Raw genomic sequence first — 17,908 nt, 5'->3', positions numbered from 1 at the left:
CGGTGACCGCGACTGCGCGCACACCTCCTGCTCGGGTCGACCTCCTGGGGACCAAGCCCGTCGGGCGGCTCCTGTGGCACACGTGCTCGCAGACCACGCTCTCGGTCGGCGTCTACGGTGTCTATGCCCTGACGAACGCCTGGTTCGTCGCGCGGGGCGTCGGTCCCACGGCCATGGCGGCCGTGAACCTCGTCGCCCCGTTGCTGCTCGCCCTGGGCGCGGTCTCCACCACGGTCGGCGTCGGTGCGGCCTCCGTCGTCTCGCGGAGCCTCGGCGCCGCCGATCCTGCACGCGCGGCGCGTGCGGCCGGCAACGCGTTCGTCATGTTCTGGGCGGCGGCCCTCGTCACCACGGCTGTCGGCATGGTCTTCCTCGAGCCGCTGCTGTCCGCTCTGGGTGCGACGGGCCCGACGCTCGACTACGCACGGGACTACGCGGTCATCCTCCTCGCGGGGGCGATCGTCTCCACGGGCTTCTCGAGCCTGGTCCGCGCCGAGGGCCGCATGCTCTTCTCCACGATGCTCTGGCTCGTGCCGGTCGCCGTCCAGATCACTCTCGACCCCCTGTTCATCTTCGTGCTCGACCTCGGTGTGCGGGGCGCGGCTCTGGGCACCGTCGGCGGCCAGGCGGTCTCGGCAGCGATGAGCCTGTGGTTCTTCTTCCTCCAGCGCCGACGTCCCTATCGCATCACCTGGTCCGACCTGCGTCCGCACGGACCGACCCTCGGTGCGATCCTCGGCGTCGGGGCTCCCTCGTTCCTCGCGGGACTCGGCACGACGCTGCTCGTCGTGCTCGTCAACCTCTCGCTGGTTCGAACAGGTGGCGTGACCGCCCTGGCCGCCTTCGCGGTCTGCGCCCGCCTGCAGACCTTCGCCACCATGCCCCAGACCGGCATCAGCCAAGGGCTTCAACCCGTCGTCGGGTACAACGCCGGGGCTCACCTCGCGCACCGTGTCGGCAGGGCGCGCACCCTGGCGCTCCGGGCCACGACGCTCTACGGCGCTCTCGCCGCGATCGTGCTCGCGGCCCTGGCAGAGCCTCTCGTGTCCTTCTTCGTCGACGAGGCCGACGTCGTCCGCACCGGGGCGGCGGCGCTTCGGGTCCTCGCCGTCGGCCTGGCGGTCTCCGGGATCGCCCCGCTCGTCTCGGCCTACTTCCAGGCGCTCGGACGCGCACGCCCGTCCTACCTGATCTCCCTCGGGACGCTCGTCGGGATCAAGGTGCCCCTCGTCCTCGTCCTCGGACCCACCGGGGCTGTCGGTACGTGGATCGCGCTCGCCGCCGGCGACGTGCTCGCCGCCCTCGCAGCGCTCCTGATCCTCCATGCCGTCCGGCGGCGAGACCGTCGCACCGCGTCCTAGGAGGCCCACAGCGCGGGGCCCCGTCTGCGACGGCGGCGGAGCGGGCTCGGCTGATCGATCGATCGCGCGTCCGACCGGGTCGTCCCGCCCCGACGGCGGCGGGACGACCCGGTGCGCACCTGTCCTCAGCCCGTCGTCAGGTCGCGAGCCGCCTCCCACTGCCGGAACCCGTCAGCGATCTCCGGCGCGTGCGTGTGGTGGAGGTAGTGGTCGCCCGGAACAGGCACCACGGTGCCGTCCTCGACGCTCGCGGCCTGCCGCTCGTGCAGCGCGAGCCAGTCGGGGTTGGCCGCGTTGTCCGCCTCGACGAACAGCAGGAGCGGCAGGTCGGCAGGGAACGTCGTCCCGAGCGCGCGCTCGAAGTTCGGGCCGATGTGCGCCATCTCGTCGAGATACGTGGGGCGCATCGAGTTCCGGTGGGTGAACATCGTCATCTGCTCGCGCGCGTGGTCGGAGTACACCGAGCCGTCGAGCCCGTCCCCGCCGACCGCGGCGAGGACGCGGACCAGGCCCAGGTTCTTCGCTGCGGCCATGAGGCCCGTGGGGAACGTCGTGTCCATGTTCGGCTGGCCGGGCACGCTCGTGTCGATCCCGACGAACGCCGCCACCTCGTCCGGGTACCGCGTGGCGAGCTCGAGACCGTAGATCCCGGCGATTGAGTGACCCATGAGGACGTAGCGGTCGACGTCGAGCTCCTGGAGCGCCGCGTGGACCTCGGCGACGATGTTCTCGGTCGTGCGCGCCCTGTCGGTGCCGTCGCTCAGGCCGTAGCCGAAGGGCTCGACGACGACGACCCGGTGGTCCTGGGCGAGATCGGTGACGAGCGGCTCGAAGTCGAGTGCGGGGGAGGACGTCCCGAACCCCGGCAGGAGCACGACGTCGACCGGACCGCTCCCGGTCACGACGACGTTCATCTGCCGCCCGTCGACGGTCACGGACCGGCCGTACGACTCGATCCGGTCGCTCTCCCGACCGGTCGCGACGGCGTTCACCACGGTCGTCGTGGCCAGGCCGACCGCGAGCACCGCGCCGATCGCCGTCACCGTCACGAGCGCTCTCTTCGCAGACTTCTTCACACGTCCCTCCCCGGGGAGCACCTGATGTGCTCCGCCCTCCGGTCCAGCATCGTCGGCCGGGTTGCCGCGCGCGTCAGCCCCGCGTGGTCACCTCGGTAGTGCGTTCGCGGTACGCGCACGTCACCCTCGGGGGCGATCCGTCCGGACCGCTCGGCCGGGATACTGGGGGAGTGCCGTCCCCTCGAGCTGCCGCAGTACCCCTGAGCGACGTCGTCGCGGTCGCCGCCGTCGTGCTCTTCGGCGTGCTGCCGTTCCCCGACGAGCTCTTCCGTGCCCGGGGGCTGCTGCTCGTGATCGCGCTCGTGCCCGTCGTGGTGATCCCGCTGCGTCGGCGGCTCCCGCTCGTCGCCCTCGGGGTGTCTCTGGCGTGCACCGTCGCGGTAGCGCTCGCGGGCACGCTGGCCCCGAGCGCGCTCGTCGCCGTCATGATCACGGCCTTCTCGGTCGCCGACCGGACGCGGCGGTCCCTCGGGCTCGTGTGCGTGGCCGCAGCGGCCCTCGTGGTGTTCTTCGTGAGCGCAATACCGTTCGACGGGGAGCTGTTCGACTCGCGTGCGGTCCAGTTCGTCACGTTCATCGTCCTGGCGGGAGCCCTGGGTGACGCGACGAGGTCGCGGCGCGAGGCGATCGCGGCCGTGACTGAGCGGGCAGAACGGGCCGAGCAGGGCCGCGAGGACGAGGCACGACGGCGCGTGGTCGAGGAGCGGGTTCGCATCGCCCGCGACCTGCACGACGTCGTCGCCCACCAGATCTCGGTGATCAGCCTGAGCGCGGGCGTCGCGTCGTCGTCGCTCGAGTCCCGGCCCGAACGGGCCCGCGAGGCCCTCACCACCATCCGGAGCGCGTCACGGACCGTCCTCGCGGACATCGGCGGGCTCATGGCGCTCCTGCGCGCAGACGACGACGGCGAACGGCCCGACCTCCGCCCGCAGGCGGGGCTGGACCAGCTCGACGCGCTCGTCCGCCGCTTCGCCGACGCGGGCCTGCACGTCGAACTGCGGCGGGAACCGGTCCTCGTCGCGCTCTCGCCGGCCTGCGACCACGTCGCCTACCTCGCCGTCCAGGAGGGCCTCACGAACGCGCACAAGCACGGGGGTGGCGACCGGGCGGTCGTGGACGTCCGAGCCGGCGACGGTGCGCTCGCCCTGACGATCACGAGCCCGCTGCGCGCCGAGGACGCCGACGCGCCCTCGAGCGGTCACGGCCTGCGCGGGCTGCGCGAGCGGGTCGCGTCCGTGCGGGGGCGCGCGACGACGTCGGACACGGACGGCGAGTTCCGGCTCGAGATCACGCTGCCCGCCGAGACGAGCGCGCAGAGCGCCGGGGGAAGGGGACAGCGATGATCACGGTCCTCGTCGTCGACGACCAACCCTTGGTGCGCCAGGCCGTGCGCGACATCCTCACCGACAGCGGAGGGATCCGGGTCGTCGGCGACGCGTCGAACGGCCGCGAGGCCGTCCGCGCCGCCGCGGAGCTGGCTCCCGACGTCGTCCTCATGGACATCCGGATGCCCGAGCTCGACGGGATCGCCGCGACCGAGCAGATCTGCGCCGGTCCGACGGGTGCCACCACGCGCGTGCTCGTCCTGACGACGTTCGAGGAGGACGAGTACGTCGTCGCGGCGCTGCGCGCGGGAGCGAGCGGGTTCATCGGCAAGGGCGCCGAGCCCGAGGACATCGTGCGCGCGGTCCACACGATCCACCTGGGCGAGGCGCTGCTGTCGTCGGCCGCGACGCGGGCGCTCGTCCAGCGTTTCGTGCGCCGGCAGAGCCCTCGAGCGGGAGCGTGGGAGGACGAGGGGCTCGACCGGCTCACCGAGCGCGAGCGCGAGGTGTTCCTGCTCGTGGCGCGCGGACTGACCAACCAGGAGATCGCGGCCGGGCTCGTGATCTCCGCGCACACCGCGAAGACGCACGTCAACCGGATCATGGCGAAGGTGCACGCGCGCGACCGGGCGCACCTGGTGATCCTGGCCTACGAGTCGGGTCTGGTCACGGCGCGGCCGTGACGGTGGCTTCAGTCTCGTGGAGGCCGACGTGATCGTGGCCGCCGCCGAGCCGCGCCCCGGGCGGGGGGTGGGTGGCGGCGCCACCTGGACGCGATCCGCGCCGACCACCTCTCCCAGGGCGGGCTGTCGGCCCAGTTCACGGCAAGCGTGTGCCACGCGAGCCGGAAGCGTCGGCGCACGGCGGCCACGGACTCGAAGGTACGCCCTGAGACGCCGACGACGAGCCGGGGGTCGTAGCGGACACGGGCGGTGCTGCCGAGCTGGAAGCTGAGGTCGGTGTCGTCGTGCACCAGCGCGTCGTACCGGTGGACGTGGCGACGGACCCCGCGCCAGGCGTCGACGCGCACCGCCATGTTGGACCCCCACAGGGGGACGTTGCCGATGGCGGCGCGCATCCCCCCGTAGTAGCCCCACAGGTAGAAGATCCGGGCGAGGCGACCACGGACCGCCGGCAGGTCGTAGAAGAAGCCCGAACCGGTGAGGGCGGCCAGCCCTGGGTCGTCGGCGAAGGCTCGGTGCACCCGTTCGAGCCAGTCCTCGGGAGGAAGGGTGTCGGCGTCGCAGCGCACGATGATGCCGGTCAGGACGGCGTCGTACCCGGTGGACGCGGCTGCAGCGATGCCGGGCCGAGTCTCGCTGATCACGCGCGCGCCCGCGCGTCGCGCCACGGCCGCGCTGTCGTCCGAGGAGGCGTTGTCGACCACGATCACCTCGTGCGGGGGCCGGGTCTGTCGACCGATCGCGGACAGGCAGCTCTCGAGGAGCACGGCGTCGTCCTTGACGGGGATGACGACCGTCATCGGAACGGCGCAGCCCGAGGCCGCCCGGCTCACGGACGCCTCACCAGGAAGAGCCCGGCGAGGAGGGCGCCGACCCCGCCTGCGACGAGGTCGCCGAGCGTGTCCCGGTAGCCGACGTTGATCGACTCGTCGACGAAGGTGGCGCCGGCCCACTCGCCCACCTCCCACAGCAGCGAGAGGAGGACGCCGAGCGCCGTCGCCGTCACCACACCACCGAGACGTGGGCGGGAGAGGCCGGACCCGTCGTGGCGAGCGCCTGCCCCGGTCGATCGGGCGAGCATCGCACCGGGCACGGGAAGGGCCCCCAGGAACACGAGGAGGGCACAGGCGAGGATCGTGAGGACGGCGGTCGCCACCAGGTGCACGACGAGATCGAGCCAGGAGGCCAGGGCATAGAGGTCCAGGAGGCTGATCCAGGCCGCGGCCGACAGGGTCAGGCCGATGGCAGGGTCGACGGGCCCGTCGAGCCCGATCGCGCGGGGGAGCACGGTGCCGAGCAGCACGAGCGAGAGCAGGGCGATCCCGACCGGGCCGTAGAGCAGGCCGCCCACGGGGACCGCGATCCCGGCGAGGACCCGCACGAGGTCACCCGCGGCGGTCCACGCTGTGCTGCGTCCGCGGATCTCGCCGGTGGTCATCGGGCAAACCTAGCGACGCTCACGGTGACTCGCGCGGGAACGGGACAGCGCTGGTCGTCCGGCGGCGGCGCGGGCAACGGCGCTGGTACGGGCGCACACCTAGAGCTCGCGCGGGTCGTCCGTGACGTCGGTGATGGCGACGTGGACGGCGACCGCGCCGGCCAGGGGGGCGAGGTCGCCGAGCACGATCCGCAGGCGGGAGGTCGCGGCGCGACGGACGGCGGCGGCGAGCGGGAGGAGCGGATCGTCGAACGCGGCGACGATCTCGATCGTGACGGCCACGAGCCGGTCGTGGTCGTCGGTCGAGCAGGTGATCGTGAGCGGCGCGGCGCTCGGCACCGCGGCGACGCTCTCGCGGAGCGCCGCGACCACGACGTCGGCCGCGACGAAGTAGTCCGCAGCGCCGGCGGGGGTGGCCGTGCGACCGCGGACCGGGGCAGAGGGGCGGAAGGCGGACAGCGCCCTGAGGAGTGCGTTCTCCCGCACGACGGTCCACCCTCGGTCGGTGTGACGCCGCAGTGCCTGCGTGGCGCGGTCGAGGACGGCTTCGTCGCTCATCGCCATCCCTCCATCGTCTCGGCCAGCGTGGAGCGGGCCCGGTGGAGGAGCCCGCGTACGGCGTCGTGGCTCGTGCCGAGGATCAGCGCGATCTCGGCGTAGTGCAGTCCTTCGATCTCGCGCAGCAGCCAGCACGACCTCTGCAACGGTGGCAGACCGAGCAGGGCGATGTCGAGGGCCTCGACGAGCGCGCTGTCCACGGCGTCCTGGTCGGGTCGGTGCGTCGCGGTCTCGACGAGGTCGTCGGGCAGGGGGCCGGGCTGCAGCGCGACGCGGCTCCGGTGCCGATAGGCCTGGCGGGTGGCGATCCCGAAGAGCCAGGTGCGGGGGGTGGACTCTCCGCGGAACTCGGCGAACCCGGTCCACGCGGCCACCAGGGTGTCCTGGAGGCAGTCGGCGGCGACCTCGGGATCGTGGACCATCCGCAGGACGTACCGGTAGAGCGCCGGGCCGTGCCGGTCGACGAGCTGGGTGAACGCATCTCGGTCACGGAGCGCAGCCCGGCGTGCGAGCAACAGGTCCGAGGCCGTCCCCGAGCCGCCACCCGCGTCGAGGGGTTCCATCCGTCCGACGATATCGATCCCCGGCGGACTCGCCAGCCGCGGCGCGAGTGTGACGCAGATCACACTCGCGAGCGCGTGACGTATCGGTCCCAGGTCAGCACTCACTGGGGAACGTCCAGACCGCCCGGACCGGGCGGGTCAGCCTGAGCACGAGGAGCCGACGATGAGCGAGCAGAGCACCCCCACCACGGGAACCCCGGCTGCTGGGGCCTCAGCACGACCCCGGGACAACAGCCTGGCACGTGCGCCGCGCGAGAGCTCGGAGCACGTGTCGGCCCTGGCCTCCGAGCACGGCACCACGACGATCGCGGACCAGGTCGTCGCCAAGATCGCGGGCATCGCGACCCGCAACGTCCAGGGCGTCTATGCCGTGGGCGGGGGAGCGGCCCGGGCGTTCGGCGCCCTCCGCGAGTACATCCCCGGGAGCGGCAGCGACACCACCTCCGGCGTCCACGTCGAGGTCGGCGAGCGACAGGCCGCAGTCGACCTGGACCTGGTCGCGGACTACGGGGTCTCGATCGCCGACCTGGCGCAGGCGGTCCGGCGGAGCGTCATCACCTCGATCGAACGCATGACCGGGCTCGAGGTCACCGAGGTCAACATCGACGTCAACGACGTCCATCTGCCCGACGACGACGCCGACTCGAGCTCGGGGCGGTCCTCGTCGCGGGAGCAGTCCTCGGCCGGCGGTGAGGGCGAGGAAGGTGGCGGGCGAGTGCGATGACCACCTCGTCACCGGGATCCTCCGGGCTTCCGACGTCCAGCCGGGACGCCGAGCCCGTCGCCCCGACACCCCTGGACGTCGCGGCAGCGTTCGACACCTCGCCCGTGGGGCGGCCTCTCGCCGCCTCTCCTCCTCGTCCACCTCGTGCCTCTGCTGAGGACGACGCGGATGTCGCCGACCAGGAGGACCTGGCGGACCGGGTGGTCGCGGCGGTGCTCGCCGTGCCGGGAGTCGTGCGTCTGCACGCCGGGGCGTTCGGGGAGGTCGCCACCTACCTGCCGGGTCGTGCCGTCACCGGGGTGAGGCTCCGGCCCGACGAGGCCGAGGTGCACCTGGTGGTCTCCGCCGGGCGCCCCATCCCGGAGGTCGCCGGCAACGTCCACGAGGCCGTGCGCGCCCTGGTCTCGGAGCCGGTCCACGTCTTCGTCGAGGACGTCGAGCCCCCGCCGACATGATCGTCCCCGCCCTGACCGGGCGCCGTCCAAGGAGTACACATGTCCGTGTCCACGACCGGTCTTCTCACCGGCCTCCTGCTCGCCATCGCCGCGATCCTCGGGGGATTCTGGGGATTCCTGCTCGCCGTCGCCCTCGGGGGCGTCGGATGGCTCGTCGCGGCCCAGATCGAGGGCCGCATCGACCTCGGCGCAGCCTTCCGCAGCCGACGTCATGTCTGACCCGGCTCGGGGCGGCGACGTCCTCCTCGACGAACCGCGGCCCGACGTCCGCGCCGAGGCGGTCGACGCCGCGGACCGGGGAGTGCTGCGGGTCGCCGACCGGGTGGTCGACAAGGTCACCCGCGCGGCGGTGCTCGGCGTCGCGGGCGTCGCGCCTGCTGCTGCCACGGCCGGGACGGTGGGGAGAGCCCTGGGCAGGAGCTATCCCCAGGTCGTGTGCTCACGAGCCGGTGACCGTGCCCGCGTCCTCCTCGAGATCGCCCTGGTCTGGCCCTACCCGGCCGCACGTGTCGCTCGCGAGGTGTGCGAAGCCGTGACCGACCAGCTCCTCGTCCTTGCCGGGGTGCAGGTCGACGAGGTCCGTACGACCGTGGCCCGCATCGTCGACGCGTCCGACGTCGCCGGTCCGCCCAAGGAGCAGCGAGTCCGATGAGCACACCCACGGCACCATCCACGCAGCACGTCCCCGCTCCGGCCAGGTCGCCTCGGGCCGGGCTCGCGCTGACCTCGTGGGCCTTCTTCCTGGCGGTCGTCCTGCTGGCTGTCGCGGTGCTCGCCGGACAGGCGTCGTTCGTGGCGTTGCGGGGCGCCGGCACCAGCTGGATCGCCTCGCTCGCGGACTCCCTGGACGGCCTGCAGCCCGAGACGTGGGTGGGAGCGGCCGGCGTGGTGCTCGCCCTGCTCGGCCTCTGGTTGGTGTGGCAGGCCGTCCGCCCCCGTCCGCGGACCACCCGGCGGATCGCCGCCACCAGCGGGATCCACGTGCGCTCCGCCGATGTCGCGCGCTGGGTGAACGCGACGGCCCGCGACGTGCCCGGGGTGCTGGGCGCCAGCACGTCGGTCTCCCGCACCGCGGTGCGGGTCACGGTCCGCTCGACCGGGTCCGCGGACATCCTCGACGACGTCCGTGCCGAGGTCTCCCACCAGCTCTCGGCGTTCGAGCAACCGCCGCGCCTGACCGTGCGACCCGGCGAAGGGCAACGATCATGAACCGCACCGTCCTGCGACTCGACCGCGCCCTGCTCGCCCTCGCCGGCCTCGTGCTCGTCGTCGTCGGTGCCACCGCCCTGCTGTGGACCACCGGAACCCTGGCCGAGCTCTTCGACGGCGTCCCCGACGCGATCGATACGACAGCCACCCAGGATGCCGTGACTCAGCCGTGGTGGCCCTACGCGGCCGGCGCGGTCGCCGTCCTCCTCGCGGTCGTCTCGCTGTGGTGGATGCTTGCCCACCTGCCGGCCCGTTCCGTCCCCGAACAGGACCTGCCCGGCTCCACCCGGACCATGCGCCTGCGGATCTCCCGAGACGCCGTGGCGAACGCGACGGCCCACGCGGCTCAGCAGATCCCTTCCGTCCACCGAGCGACCGCCACCTTGCACGACGAGGGGCCCGAGCTCGTCCTGAGCCTGGTCGTCACCGTCGACCCGGCGACCGACCTGCCCGCTCTCGCCGCCCGGCTGGACCGCCTCCTCGCCGACGCCGCGACCGTCCTGCCCGACGACAGGCTCCGCTCCCGCACCACCCTGAGGATCAGGAGCAGCCGCCGCCCAGACCGCGCGGCTCGCGTCGCCTGACCGCCGCGGCGTCGCCGGGCCTTCGCGGTGCGTCGCGGCCCGAGGACGGTCGGCAGGCGACGTCCCGGGCGGGGCCTCTACCCTTGAGTCCCGTGAAGGTCACCATCACGACGCTCCAGATGCTCCAGCCGCCCGTGGCCACGCCGCGCGCCCTGCCCGACGAGGTACGCCTCGAGCGGACCGTCGACGTCGCTCCCGAGTACGCCCGCTTCCTCTACGGCCTGGTGGGCGGACCGTGGTTCTGGACCGAGCGGCTCGGCTGGACGCGTGAGCAGTGGGTCCAGGAGCTCGAGGTGCCGGGGACGGAGTTCTGGGTCCTCTACGGCGAGGGCGGTCCCTGGGGCTACGTCCAACTCCAGCCCCTCGTGGATGCGAGCGGGACGCACGTCGAGATCCGGTACTTCGGCCTGGCCGAGCGGGCGATCGGCCGCGGCCTGGGCGGCCGCCTCCTCGAGCACGGCATCGCGGCCGCCTGGTCTCTCGCCGAGCGGGCCGACCTCCCGCCGGCCGTCCGCGTCTGGGTCCACACCTGCACGCTCGACGGTCCCGCCGCGCTGGCGAACTACCAGGCGCGGGGCCTGGTGGTCTGCGGGACCGAGCAGACCGACGAGGACATGCCTGACGAACCCTTCGGCTCCTGGGTCTCCACGGGCGGCTCGGCCTCGGCCGTCGCTTGGCCGATCGGGTAGTGCGTCCGTCGGAGTCGAGGCCGGACTGTCAGCCGGACCTGTCCGAGGAGGCAAGCTCCGCCTGGTGTGCGTACCAGTCCGTGGCGCTGAGCAAGCACTGGAGGAGGCGATCGTCAGCGGTCCTCTCGGTCCCGGTGGCGCGGTCGAGGTCCTCGCGGACGTCCACGCAGACCTCGCGGGGTGAGGGTCGGGACTCCCCGGCGAGTTCTGCCCTGGCGACGGCGTCCTCGATGGCGCTCGCGACGGTCAGGCGCTGCGCCCGTGCGACGCCCTGGGGGCCGTCGTTCGGGAAGGCGGTCGAGCTCTCGTCGGTGAAGATGGCAGAGCAGTCACCCAGGCAGCCGTCCAGGCCGACCCCGTTGCGGTAGGCGCTGATGGAGTAGAAGCCACCGAACGCGGGAATCTCGCCATCGACCTTGCTGAGCGAGATGACGTCGAGGGGCAGGCCGGCCGCGTCCTTCATCAGCGAGTCGGGCAGGACCACCGAGGAGACGAGGGTGCCGTCCGCGGCGGGGAACAGGTCCCAGGAGATCAGACGCCGCTCGTTCCGGCCGGGCGGCCCGCCGGCGGAGGCCTCCGGGGGGACTCCCAGGCCGATGACGACCTGGTGGTCACCGTCGGGAGAGGTCGCCGAGGCCGCGGTGGCGTCCGAGCTCAGCAGCATCGTGCCGGCGGCGTTCCCGGCCCGGAGCTCTCGGAGGTCGGCGTCGTCCCCCTCGTACACGGCGTTGACGGCTCGATCCTGGGTGCTGAGTCTGCTGACGACGAAGAGTCGCGTGCCGGCTGTCCAGCCGGGCACCCTGGTGTCGACGACCAGCCCCCCGCCGGTGCGCGCGGACGTCGTCGGGTCGGCGGGTACCTCGATCCCGGGCGCGAGCTGTGTCGAGGACGCCGGCGCCATCGTGGCGATCCCGACACGCGGCAGGGCTATGGCGCCCAGGGCGATCAGTGCTCCGCACATGACGGACACCAGAGCGACCCGCGCCGAGCGTCTGCGCGAGCGGCGCTTGACCAGGGCGAGAGTCGGCGGGCCGGACATGTGCCCGACGGGGATCGCTTCATCGGCGAGAGTGCGGAGGTCCGCTGCGAAGTCGTCGTCGTCAGTCATGGCTTGCTCCCGCCGTCGGGGTGGTCGTGCTGGTCAGCTCTGCGCGGAGCCGGGCGAGCCCCCGCGAGGCGTTGGACTTCACCGTTCCGTGCGGCAGGCCCAGCTCGCGGGCGACCTCGGCCTCGGACAGGTCGAGCAGGTGGCGCAGGACGACCACGCGTCTCTGCCGGACCGGCAGGAGCAGCAAGGCGCGCACGAGCTCGTCCCGCACGGTGATCTCCGCCGTGTGATCCGGGACCGCACCCGAGGGGCGGCCCTCGGGCTCGAGCAGGACCTCACGCCGGGTGCGTCTCCACGTGTCGATCTTGAGGTTCGTCAGGATCTTTCGCGCGTAGACGAAGGGGTCGCCGTCCCGCGCGCGCGCCCAGGACCGATATGTCCGTTCGAGCGTGGCCTGGCACAGCTCCTCGGCCCGGTGGTGGTCGCCGCTGATCAGGAACGCGATCCTTTCCAGGCGGCCGCCGTGCGTCTCCACGAAGTCGACGAACTCCGCGTCGCGGTTCACCTTCCCGGCAGCCAGGTACCGGTCCGCGGCGCCGTCCGCCCACAGGATCTCGTCCTCCGTCACGCCTGCCTCAGTGCTCATCATCTGACCCACGACATCCCTGCATACCCTTCCACCACGCACGAGCCCACCGATCGGTTCCCTCTCGGCTCGATCGGGTTTCGAGGTTTCTTCGCAGGGTCCGTTCGCCCCAGCACGTGCCCGCGGCCGCGCGTCGTCAGCCTCGACCTCTCGACCGTGTCCCCCTGTCGAGAACGCTCGACCGGTTCCGACCACGGGGTGAGCGTGCCACGCTGGGCACGACGGACGTGAGGAGAGACCGATGGCCAGATACCTGGTGGGCGTGGACTTCCGGTCGGGGGGCGACGAGACGCCGATGGACGAGTGGACGCCCGAGGAGGTGACGGCGCACCTCGAGTACTACGGGGCGCTCAACGCCGAGCTCGTCGCGAGCGGGGAGCTCGTCGAGACCGTGGTCCTCACGGGCCCCGACCTCGCGAAGGTGGTGCGGTCGGACGGTTCGGCACCGGTCGTCACCGACGGGCCGTTCGCCGAGTTCAAGGAGTGGCTCGCCGGCTACCAGATCGTCGACGTGGAGTCCGAGGCGCGGGCGCTCGAGATCGCCGCGCGGGTCTCGGCCGTGCCCGGGCGCGGGGGGCGGCCCACGCAGCAGCCGATCCAGGTGCGACGGATCATGGACGACTCGCCGTCGGACGCTGCCGAGATGGCGGCGTTCCTCGACACGGCGAAGGGAGCCCGTTGACGTCCGACCCTGCCGTCGAGGACCTGCTGCGCGAGCTCGCGCCGCAGGTCCTCGGCACGCTCGCGCGCCGCTCGGGCGACTTCGCCGGGGCCGAGGACGCCGTCCAGGAGGCCCTCCTCGCGGCCGTGACGAGCTGGGCCGCGCAGGGCTTCCCGGAGCACCCCCGTGCGTGGCTGCAGCAGGTCGCCTCGCGGCGCCTGGTCGACGCCCAGCGCAGCGAGATCGCTCGCCGCCGGCGCGAGCGGGCGCTCGCGGCGAGCGAGGTGCCGGGCGCCGAGCCCTCCGCGCGCGACGACTCGCTCGCGCTCCTCTTCGCCTGCTGCCACCCGGCGCTCACCCCGCCGTCGGCCGTCGCTCTCACGCTGCGAGCGGTCGGTGGCCTCACCACGCTCGAGATCGCCCGGGCCTTCGGCGTCCCCGAGGCGACCATGGCCCAGCGCATCAGCCGCGCCAAGCAGAAGGTGGCGTCGTCGGGCGAGCCGCTGACCGTGCCGGGCCCCGAGGAGCGGCCCGCGCGTCTGCGGTCGGTCCTGCACGTGCTGTACGTCGTCTTCACCGAGGGGCACACGGCCTCGGCCGGCCCCGTGCTCCAGCGCGTGGACCTGACCGACGAGGCGATCCGCCTGACCCGTCGGCTCCACCAGGAGGTCCCCGAGGACCCCGAGGTGAGCGGCCTGCTGGCCCTCATGCTCCTCACGGACGCCCGACGACGGGCCCGGACCGACGCGGCCGGCGACGTCGTGCCGCTCGCCCAGCAGGACCGCGCGCGCTGGGACGCCACCCTGCTCACCGAGGGGCTGGCGCTGCTCGACCGGGCGCTCGCGCGCGGCGACGTCGGCGAGTACCAGCTCCAGGCCGCGATCGCCGCGGCGCACGACCGGGCGCACCGGGCGGAGGACACGGACTGGCCGCAGATCGTCGGCCTCTACGGGCTGCTCGAGCGCATGACGGGCAGTCCCGTGGTCACGCTCAACCGCGCGGTCGCGGTCGCCATGGTCGAAGGACCGGTCGCGGGGCTCGTGGTCCTCGACGGGCTCGGCCCGGTCCCGGGCGACCCGCACCGGGTCGACGTCGTCCGCGCGCACCTCCTGGAACGCGCCGGGCGCCCGACGGCGGCGCTCGAGCACTACCGTCGGGCGGGGGCCCGCGCGACGAGCCTTCCCGAGCAGCGGCACCTGGCCGCCCAGGTCGCGCGCCTGGTGGGGGCCGCGGGCTGACCCGCCGCGCACGACGTCCTCGGTGTCCCTAGGCTGGCCCCAGGGCGCCCTCGACCGTCACCCGGACGCCGCCCGCACGAGCGGGCGAGGCACCCGTAGCCGAGGCGGTCACATGAGCACCACACCGGAGGGCGCCGCTCCCGAGTCCACGGGGAGCCGCCGGCTCATGCTGCTGCTCGCGGCGGCGATGTTCGTCCTGGTCGTCGACACGTCGCTCATGAACGTGTCGATCTCGGCGGTCGTCGACGACCTGGGCACCACCGCGAGCGGGGTGCAGTCCGCGATCGCCCTCGAGGCGCTGGTCTCCGCGGCGTTCATCCTCATCAACAGCAAGGTGGGCGACCTGATCGGCCGCAAGCGGGCCTACGTCCTGGGCCTGCTCGCGTACGCGACCGGTGCGCTGGCCATGACGCTCGCGCAGAGCCTCACGGCGATCGTCGTGTTCTGGGCGATCGTGGGTGGGCTGGGCGCGTCGTTGCTGCTGCCCGCGATGCAGTCGCTGATCCACGGCAACTTCTCGGGCACGGACCAGAAGAAGGCGTACGCGCTGGTCGGGGCGTCGGCAGCGATCGCCGCAGCGGTCGGCCCGCTCCTCGGCGGGTTCGTCACGACCTACCTGTCGTGGCGGGTCGGGTTCGCGCTCGAGGTGGTCATCATCGCGGTCGTCCTGAGCCAGATCGGCCTGGTCCGGGACGTCCCGTTCACGGGCTCCCGACAGGTCGACGTCGTGGGCGCGGTGCTGTCCGTGATCGGCATGGGTGGTGTGGTGCTCGGGATCCTCGTCTGGCAGGAGGGCGGCGAGCTCGTGGGCGTGCTCATGGCCGTCGGGGTCGTCGCGCTCGTGCTGCTCGCGCGATGGCTGCAACGCCGCAAGCGTGCGCACCGGGTCCCGCTCCTCGACCCGGACCTGTTCCGCCACCCGCACTTCACGACGGGCGTCACGGGGCAGATGCTGCAGCAGATCACGCTGGGCGGCGCGATGATCGCGCTTCCGCTCTTCTTCCAGATGACCCTCGAGTACGACGCGCTCCAGGCCGGACTGTCCCTCGCCCCCTTGTCCCTGACGATGTTCGCGGCAGCGGTCGTGGCGGGCAGGCGTTCGGGAGCCCGTCGTCCCGCGGCGATCATCCGCACGGGCTTCCTCCTGGCGAGCATCGGGATCGGGCTCGTCATCCCGTTCGTCCCCCGCGTGGACAGCGGGTGGTACCTCGTCCTCCCGCTCGCGATCACCGGCTGCGGACTGGGCCTGCTGGTGTCGCAGCTCAACAACTACACGCTCGCGCCCGTCGAGGAAGAGCGTGTCAGCGAGGCGGCAGGCGTCAACTCGGCCGCGGGGTCGTTCGGTCTGTCGTTCGGTCTCGCCATGGCCGGGGGCATCATGCTCGCCTCGCTCTCGCTGGGGTTCACGCAGATGACGCAGAGCAGCGAGGTCATCCCGGCCGCCGAGCAGCAGCAGATCGCCGCCACGCTCGAGGAGGACGCGGAGGTCATGAGCACGTCCCGGCTCGCCGAGCAGATCACGGGGCAGCCCCCTGAGGTCGAGGCCGAGGTGCTGGCCATCAACGACCGCGCCCGCAACCGGTCGCTGCAGGTGGCCCTGCTGGTCCCGCTCCTCGCTGGGCTGCTCGGGCTGGCCAACTCGTTCCGCATGCTGCGCCTGCCGGACCAGACGCCCCGCTCGTCGCTCGACGGCCTGGACCTGGGCTGACCGGGCGGGCCCGTCCCCGTGCCGTCACGGCCGCGCCGGGCCGGGGAAGCCCGTCCAGCGCAGATCGGTCGGCAGGTGGGCCATGTCGTTGAGCACCACGAGGGTGGGGGGCAGCCCGGCCCGGTACTCGACGAGCGTGAGCGCTGCGTTGGCGCTGCTCAGGCCGAGCCAGCGCGCGGGCGGCGCGTCCAGGGCGTGCTGCACGAGCCACGCGATCGGGTAGTCGTGCGTCACGAGCACCTCGTGGACGTCGTCGCTGCCGTGGACCGCCGGGTCGGGCGCCGACGCGAAGCGTGCGACCAGCGCGTCGGCGGTCCGGCGCCCCGCGCTCGCCTCGGCCTCGTCCCAGCCGTCGAAGAACCCGGCCCAGGACCGGGGTATCTCGTCGGGCGGCGGGACGTAGGGGACGTGGTCGACGAGCTCTGCCGCCTCGCTCGTGCGCGCCTGCGGCAGGTACCTGGCCAGCTCGCGCGCGCTCGCGGCGGCGCGGGGGAGAGGGGAGTGCCAGACGGCCGTCACGGGCACCCGGGCGAGGCGCTCGCCCACCAGCCGCGACTGCCGGCGACCGACGGCGGTGAGCTCGCCGAACGCGTCGGCCGCGCCGTGCCGGACGAGGTAGAGATGTCGTGTTCCCACGGACGGTCCTCTCAGGGGTCAGGTGTTCGCGGGAGGTGCAGGAGGCGTCGACGTGCTCGACCCCGTCGTGACCGTGCCGCTCGAACCGTCGACCGTGACGATGCTGCCGTCGGGGATCGACGTGGTCGCTCCGGGGACGCCCAGGACCGCGGGGATGCGGCGCTCGCGGGCCACGATCGCCGCGTGCGACAGCACGCCCCCGGTCTCGGTGACGACTCCCGCGGCGACGTGCAGCAGGGGAGTCCACGCGGGGTCGGTGAACGGGCAGACCAGGACGTCGCCCGGACGCACCCGCGAGAAGTCGGACGCATCGCGGACGATCCGCGCTGGCCCGGTCGCCGCGCCACGACTTCCCGGGGTGCCGGTCAGGACCCCGTTCCCCGGGCCCTGAGCCGGCGGAGCAGGCGCCGGTGACCACGTAGGGAGGTCCGCAGTGACGGGCCGGGCCTGCAGGATCCAGAGAGTCTCCCCGGCCAGGGCCCACTCGACGTCCTGGGCCCCGCCGAGCGCCTCGACGACGCGCTGCCCCAGGTGGGCGAGCCGTCGGGTGGTCGTGACGTCGAGCACGGGGCGGTCCCGGTCGTCCGCGCTCACCGGGGTCGCGACGACCCCCGGGCCCCTCCGGTCGAGCCGGGTCCCCTTGCGGCCGACGGTGAGCTCGACGGCACCGTCGCCCCGGACCCGGTAGGAGTCCGGGGCGACCCTGCCCTCGACGACGCTGGGCCCGAGTCCCCACGAGGCCTCGATCTCGGTCATGCCGCCCGGTGCGGCGGGGGCGAACAGGACCCCGGAGGCGTCGGCGTCCACGAGGCGCTGGACCAGGACTGCCATGGATGCGCCGTCCTCCGCAGCGTCCTGCGCGCTGCCTCGGCGGTAGGCGGTCGCCCGCGGCGAGTGCAGCGAGGCCCAGCAGGTGCGCACGGCGTGCGCGACGGCGTCGGGCCCCTGGACTGCGAGGACCGACTCGTGCTGCCCCGCGGCCGACGCCCGGGCCGTGTCCTCGCCGGCCGCCGACGAGCGCACGGCGACGGGCGGGTCGCCCAGCGCACGGAGCCCCCGGGCCAGCGCGTCGACCAGGGAAGTGGGGAGCAGGACGTCGGCGTCCGACCGGCCTGGCTCGGGACGCCGGCCCACGAGCCCGTGCACGTCGAGCGGCACGCCGAAGGGGACGACGAACCCGTCGGGCACCGCGAACCCCGCGCGCGCGAGCATCCCGAGCGTGCCTGCCTTGCCTCCGCACGTCTCCCGCTCCGCCTGTGCGAGGGGGATGATCATCCGTACCGCCTTCAACAGATTGTTGACAACA

The 17,908-nt window shown here is 73.2% G+C and carries 22 protein-coding genes; 13 read left to right on the top strand and 9 right to left on the bottom strand.

The features are described 5' to 3' along the window. Positions 1 to 2 precede the first annotated feature (2 nt). Positions 3 to 1,361: an MATE family efflux transporter gene (locus tag ACIPWA_RS17690; RefSeq protein ID WP_083201359.1), complete on the top strand. Its 1,359-nt coding sequence runs from the start codon at positions 3 to 5 to the stop codon at positions 1,359 to 1,361. Between the two features lie 125 nt (positions 1,362 to 1,486). Here ACIPWA_RS17690 and ACIPWA_RS17685 read toward each other — a convergent pair whose 3' ends face one another. Beyond that, on the bottom strand, positions 1,487 to 2,437 hold the full coding sequence (locus tag ACIPWA_RS17685; protein WP_400291860.1) for an alpha/beta hydrolase: 951 nt from the start codon (positions 2,435 to 2,437) through the stop codon (positions 1,487 to 1,489). Positions 2,438 to 2,607: 170 nt separating this feature from the next. Here ACIPWA_RS17685 and ACIPWA_RS17680 point away from each other — a divergent pair, with 170 nt between their 5' ends. Together ACIPWA_RS17680 and ACIPWA_RS17675 are read left to right on the top strand one after the other, a co-directional pair. Continuing rightward, positions 2,608 to 3,780, top strand: a complete 1,173-nt coding sequence (locus ACIPWA_RS17680; RefSeq protein WP_400291859.1) for a sensor histidine kinase — start codon at positions 2,608 to 2,610, stop codon at positions 3,778 to 3,780. Beyond that, positions 3,777 to 4,445 carry a response regulator gene (locus ACIPWA_RS17675; RefSeq protein WP_068708848.1) on the top strand — a complete coding sequence of 223 codons (669 nt, stop codon included), beginning with the start codon at positions 3,777 to 3,779 and terminating at the stop codon, positions 4,443 to 4,445. The genes ACIPWA_RS17680 and ACIPWA_RS17675 overlap by 4 nt, the downstream gene beginning before the upstream one ends. Positions 4,446 to 4,453: 8 nt before the next feature. Here the strand turns inward: ACIPWA_RS17675 and ACIPWA_RS17670 are convergent, their stop codons facing one another. The 4 genes from ACIPWA_RS17670 to ACIPWA_RS17655 all read right to left on the bottom strand — a co-directional run bounded on the left by ACIPWA_RS17670 (position 4,454) and on the right by ACIPWA_RS17655 (position 7,004). Further along, on the bottom strand, positions 4,454 to 5,245 hold the full coding sequence (locus ACIPWA_RS17670) for a glycosyltransferase family 2 protein (protein WP_400291857.1): 792 nt from the start codon (positions 5,243 to 5,245) through the stop codon (positions 4,454 to 4,456). Between the two features lie 29 nt (positions 5,246 to 5,274). After that, positions 5,275 to 5,883 carry a DUF2238 domain-containing protein gene (locus tag ACIPWA_RS17665; protein ID WP_400291856.1) on the bottom strand — a complete coding sequence of 203 codons (609 nt, stop codon included), beginning with the start codon at positions 5,881 to 5,883 and terminating at the stop codon, positions 5,275 to 5,277. A 99-nt stretch (positions 5,884 to 5,982) separates the two neighbouring features. After that, the gene (locus tag ACIPWA_RS17660; RefSeq protein WP_157257642.1) at positions 5,983 to 6,441 is read right to left on the bottom strand and encodes a hypothetical protein; all 459 of its coding nucleotides are present in this window, start codon (positions 6,439 to 6,441) and stop codon (positions 5,983 to 5,985) included. After that, positions 6,438 to 7,004 carry an RNA polymerase sigma factor gene (locus tag ACIPWA_RS17655; protein ID WP_056651728.1) on the bottom strand — a complete coding sequence of 189 codons (567 nt, stop codon included), beginning with the start codon at positions 7,002 to 7,004 and terminating at the stop codon, positions 6,438 to 6,440. The genes ACIPWA_RS17660 and ACIPWA_RS17655 overlap by 4 nt, the downstream gene beginning before the upstream one ends. A 163-nt stretch (positions 7,005 to 7,167) precedes the next feature. Here ACIPWA_RS17655 and ACIPWA_RS17650 point away from each other — a divergent pair, with 163 nt between their 5' ends. The 7 genes from ACIPWA_RS17650 (at position 7,168) to ACIPWA_RS17620 (ending at position 10,665) form a co-directional block, all read left to right on the top strand. After that, positions 7,168 to 7,728, top strand: coding sequence for an Asp23/Gls24 family envelope stress response protein (locus ACIPWA_RS17650; RefSeq protein ID WP_056651731.1), 561 nt, complete (start codon positions 7,168 to 7,170; stop codon positions 7,726 to 7,728). Then, positions 7,725 to 8,183, top strand: coding sequence for an Asp23/Gls24 family envelope stress response protein (locus ACIPWA_RS17645; protein ID WP_157516394.1), 459 nt, complete (start codon positions 7,725 to 7,727; stop codon positions 8,181 to 8,183). The genes ACIPWA_RS17650 and ACIPWA_RS17645 overlap by 4 nt, the downstream gene beginning before the upstream one ends. A gap of 39 nt (positions 8,184 to 8,222) precedes the next feature. Continuing rightward, on the top strand, positions 8,223 to 8,402 hold the full coding sequence (locus tag ACIPWA_RS17640; protein ID WP_056651733.1) for a hypothetical protein: 180 nt from the start codon (positions 8,223 to 8,225) through the stop codon (positions 8,400 to 8,402). Then, positions 8,395 to 8,835 carry an Asp23/Gls24 family envelope stress response protein gene (locus ACIPWA_RS17635; RefSeq protein ID WP_400291855.1) on the top strand — a complete coding sequence of 147 codons (441 nt, stop codon included), beginning with the start codon at positions 8,395 to 8,397 and terminating at the stop codon, positions 8,833 to 8,835. The genes ACIPWA_RS17640 and ACIPWA_RS17635 overlap by 8 nt, the downstream gene beginning before the upstream one ends. Continuing rightward, positions 8,832 to 9,392: a DUF6286 domain-containing protein gene (locus ACIPWA_RS17630; protein ID WP_400291854.1), complete on the top strand. Its 561-nt coding sequence runs from the start codon at positions 8,832 to 8,834 to the stop codon at positions 9,390 to 9,392. The genes ACIPWA_RS17635 and ACIPWA_RS17630 overlap by 4 nt, the downstream gene beginning before the upstream one ends. Then, positions 9,389 to 9,976, top strand: a complete 588-nt coding sequence (locus tag ACIPWA_RS17625; protein WP_068708840.1) for a hypothetical protein — start codon at positions 9,389 to 9,391, stop codon at positions 9,974 to 9,976. Before ACIPWA_RS17630 ends, ACIPWA_RS17625 begins: the two co-directional genes overlap by 4 nt. Before the next feature lie 92 nt (positions 9,977 to 10,068). Further along, entirely contained in the window at positions 10,069 to 10,665 is a 597-nt protein-coding gene (locus tag ACIPWA_RS17620; RefSeq protein ID WP_400291852.1) for a GNAT family N-acetyltransferase, read from the top strand. 28 nt (positions 10,666 to 10,693) lie between these two features. On the opposite strand, the gene ACIPWA_RS17615 is transcribed toward ACIPWA_RS17620, so the two are convergent. Both ACIPWA_RS17615 and ACIPWA_RS17610 read right to left on the bottom strand, forming a co-directional pair. After that, entirely contained in the window at positions 10,694 to 11,773 is a 1,080-nt protein-coding gene (locus tag ACIPWA_RS17615) for a hypothetical protein (RefSeq protein ID WP_400291851.1), read from the bottom strand. Then, positions 11,766 to 12,362 (bottom strand): SigE family RNA polymerase sigma factor, encoded by a 597-nt coding sequence (locus ACIPWA_RS17610; protein WP_400291849.1) that lies wholly within the window; start codon positions 12,360 to 12,362, stop codon positions 11,766 to 11,768. The genes ACIPWA_RS17615 and ACIPWA_RS17610 overlap by 8 nt, the downstream gene beginning before the upstream one ends. 238 nt (positions 12,363 to 12,600) lie before the next feature. On the opposite strand from ACIPWA_RS17610, the gene ACIPWA_RS17605 reads away from it, so the two are divergent. From ACIPWA_RS17605 to ACIPWA_RS17595, 3 genes are all read left to right on the top strand, one after another. Beyond that, the gene (locus ACIPWA_RS17605; RefSeq protein ID WP_068625675.1) at positions 12,601 to 13,041 is read left to right on the top strand and encodes a YciI family protein; all 441 of its coding nucleotides are present in this window, start codon (positions 12,601 to 12,603) and stop codon (positions 13,039 to 13,041) included. Beyond that, positions 13,038 to 14,258 (top strand): RNA polymerase sigma factor, encoded by a 1,221-nt coding sequence (locus ACIPWA_RS17600; protein WP_400291848.1) that lies wholly within the window; start codon positions 13,038 to 13,040, stop codon positions 14,256 to 14,258. The genes ACIPWA_RS17605 and ACIPWA_RS17600 overlap by 4 nt, the downstream gene beginning before the upstream one ends. A gap of 112 nt (positions 14,259 to 14,370) precedes the next feature. Next, on the top strand, positions 14,371 to 15,966 hold the full coding sequence (locus ACIPWA_RS17595; RefSeq protein WP_400291847.1) for an MFS transporter: 1,596 nt from the start codon (positions 14,371 to 14,373) through the stop codon (positions 15,964 to 15,966). A 24-nt stretch (positions 15,967 to 15,990) separates the two neighbouring features. Here the strand turns inward: ACIPWA_RS17595 and ACIPWA_RS17590 are convergent, their stop codons facing one another. Both ACIPWA_RS17590 and ACIPWA_RS17585 read right to left on the bottom strand, forming a co-directional pair. Continuing rightward, positions 15,991 to 16,602 carry a histidine phosphatase family protein gene (locus tag ACIPWA_RS17590; protein ID WP_400291846.1) on the bottom strand — a complete coding sequence of 204 codons (612 nt, stop codon included), beginning with the start codon at positions 16,600 to 16,602 and terminating at the stop codon, positions 15,991 to 15,993. Positions 16,603 to 16,620: 18 nt separating this feature from the next. Next, the gene (locus tag ACIPWA_RS17585; RefSeq protein ID WP_400291845.1) at positions 16,621 to 17,877 is read right to left on the bottom strand and encodes a PEP/pyruvate-binding domain-containing protein; all 1,257 of its coding nucleotides are present in this window, start codon (positions 17,875 to 17,877) and stop codon (positions 16,621 to 16,623) included. Positions 17,878 to 17,908: the final 31 nt, after the last annotated feature.

It is taken from the genome of Oerskovia enterophila (genome assembly GCF_044748475.1).
Lineage (GTDB): Bacteria > Actinomycetota > Actinomycetes > Actinomycetales > Cellulomonadaceae > Oerskovia > Oerskovia enterophila.
The sequence above is the reverse complement of the archived record's forward strand: the minus strand, read 5'-3'. Positions and strand labels throughout refer to the sequence as shown.